This window comes from Ornithinibacillus halophilus, assembly GCF_900129485.1.
Taxonomy (GTDB): Bacteria; Bacillota; Bacilli; order Bacillales; family Amphibacillaceae; genus Ornithinibacillus; species Ornithinibacillus halophilus.
In genome coordinates this window covers 1-2,469 of record NZ_FQVW01000098.1, presented here as the reverse complement: position 1 = coordinate 2,469, position 2,469 = coordinate 1, and the positions used below count along the sequence as shown (strand labels likewise).

The following is a 2,469-nucleotide window of genomic DNA, read 5'->3' as shown; positions in this document are numbered from 1 at the left end:
TTACCGTAGCTCTTACTTTTCTTTTCCTACCGGCATCGAGAGCGCCTATCAATTACCTTTCGCCCTACCTTTCCTCTCAAAAGGGCATCGAGAACTTCTATCAATCACCTTTCCACCTTCTCCCTCTCCTAAGGGAACTGACACTACCTACCCATCGTCCCGAACATAACTCACATTCTCTACCAAACATGAACTCCAAATGGAAAGTTAGGAAATTTTTCTAAAAAATACTGAAAAATCATATCATTCTATCTCATTTTATATTATAATACTTAGAGTAACGAAATAATATTTAATATTAGAGAGGGGAATTTTTCGTATGACTACACCTACTAAAGCAAAACGTCTACAGCGTTCTGAAGTACCTGAAGAACAGCAATGGGACTTAACCGATCTATTTTCCACCGATAAAGAATGGGAAAAAGAACTAGAAGCTGTACAAGCAGATATTAGTGAAGTCACTCAATATAAAGGAAAATTAGTTAGTGATGCTACAACTCTATTAAATGGGTTAACTGCATTACAAAATTATAGAAAGCGACTTGTTCGAGTGGGAACGTACGCAAGTTTACGTTCTAGCGCTGATGGAAGTGATCCTAACAACCAAAGAGATTCTGCAAGAGTTTCATCTGCAATGGCGAGTATTGGAGCGAAACTATCATTCGTTCAATCAGAATTATTAACTCTATCAAATGAACAAGTAGAACAATACTTAGAAGAAGAAATTGGCTTAGTGACTTTCAAGAAAATGTTAGAAGATACATTAGAAGATAAGCCATATACATTAGCTCCAGAGATCGAAGAAACATTAGCAGCACTCAGTGAAGTTCACGGTGCACCATACATGATCTATGGTCGAAGCAAATCTTCTGATATGGTCTTCGATTCAATCACAGACGAAGAAGGTAATGAACTACCAATGTCTGCTGCATTATATGAAGATCGATATGAAATTGATTCCAACACGAAAACTCGTCGTGATGCTTATGATTCATTCACTAAGACGTTGAATCAATATAAAAATACGTTTGCTGCTACGTATTCTACAGAGGTAACGAAGCAAGTAACGATGTCTCGCTTACGTGGGTATGAGTCAGTTACTGACATGCTGCTTGCACCACAGCAAGTGACAAAAGAAATGTATCACAATCAATTAGATGTGATTCAAAAAGAACTTGCACCTCATATGCGTCGCTATGCAAAATTGAAAAAAGAAAAGCTTGGATTAGAGGAATTGCGCTATAGTGATCTTAAAGCACCACTTGATCCAGAATTTAATCCAAAAACAACGTATGATGAAGCGAAGTCCGTTATATTAGAAGCATTAGAAGTGATGGGTCCTGAATATAGTGACATCATGCAAAAAGGGTTAAATGACCGTTGGGTAGACTTAGCTGATAATGTTGGGAAGCAAACAGGTGCATTCTGTGCGAGCCCATATGGTGTGCATCCATATATATTAATTACTTGGACTGATACAATGCGTGGAGCTTTCGTATTAGCTCATGAATTAGGACATGCTGGTCATTTCTATTTAGCTGGTAAAAATAACGCACTAGTAAATACTCGTCCATCAACCTATTTCGTAGAAGCACCTTCTACTATTAATGAGTTATTACTAGCAAATCATTTAATGAAGAAAACAGACGATAAGCGTATGAAACGTTGGGTAATTACTCAATTATTGGGAACTTACTATCATAACTTTGTAACTCACCTACTAGAAGGTGAATACCAACGCCGAGTGTACGATCTAGCTGAATCAGGGACTCCATTAACTGCAAATGTATTATCCCAGCAAAAACAAGAAGCTCTTGAAAACTTCTGGGGAGATGCGGTGGAGTTCGATGAAGGTGCAGGACTTACATGGATGCGTCAACCACATTATTATATGGGATTGTATCCATACACATATTCAGCAGGACTAACTGTTTCAACTGCAGTTGCACAGAAAATCCAGGAAGAAGGAAAACCAGCCGTTGATCAATGGTTAGATGTCCTAAAAGCTGGTGGCACATTAAAACCTCTTGATCTAATTAAAAAAGCTGGCGTGGATATGTCTAAACCAGATGCTATTAAACAAGCAGTTGCATATGTAGGCTCACTAGTTGATGAACTAGAAAAAAGCTACGAATAAAATTTGAAAGTCGATTTAATTCAAGAGGCTGGGACAAAAGTATTTTAGATAAATCAAAATCCGAACAAGTTTGTTCGGATTTTTTGATGTTAGTGCAAATTATAGTATAGACGAGAGTCGATTTCTAGGGAAAATACACTTCGCTAGTTTCGAGGTCAATATAGATTTATTATATTGCAATATAAATTGTTGATTGGAGCGGATGGCAGTCGACTCCTGCGTGAATAGCACGTGTCTGAAGACCCCAAAAGATGTACCTGCGTCTACTAGAAAGTCTAAGAAGTCAATTCCTCGGTACAAGGCAGCAAAGAAGTTTATTCAAGTAGTCGCCT

At 37.9% G+C, this 2,469-nt stretch carries 1 protein-coding gene; it reads left to right on the top strand.

Annotation, left to right across the window (positions count from 1 at the left end):
- Positions 1-319 precede the first annotated feature (319 nt).
- Positions 320-2,137 (top strand): oligoendopeptidase F, encoded by a 1,818-nt coding sequence (gene pepF / locus BUB12_RS17325; protein ID WP_072892165.1) that lies wholly within the window; start codon positions 320-322, stop codon positions 2,135-2,137.
- The last annotated feature ends 332 nt before the right edge of the window (positions 2,138-2,469 follow it).

Bases quoted from the DNA above. Each gene is read 5' to 3' on its own strand.
- pepF (WP_072892165.1), top strand. From the start codon at position 320: ATGACTACACCTACTAAAGCAAAACGTCTACAGCGTTCTGAAGTACCT.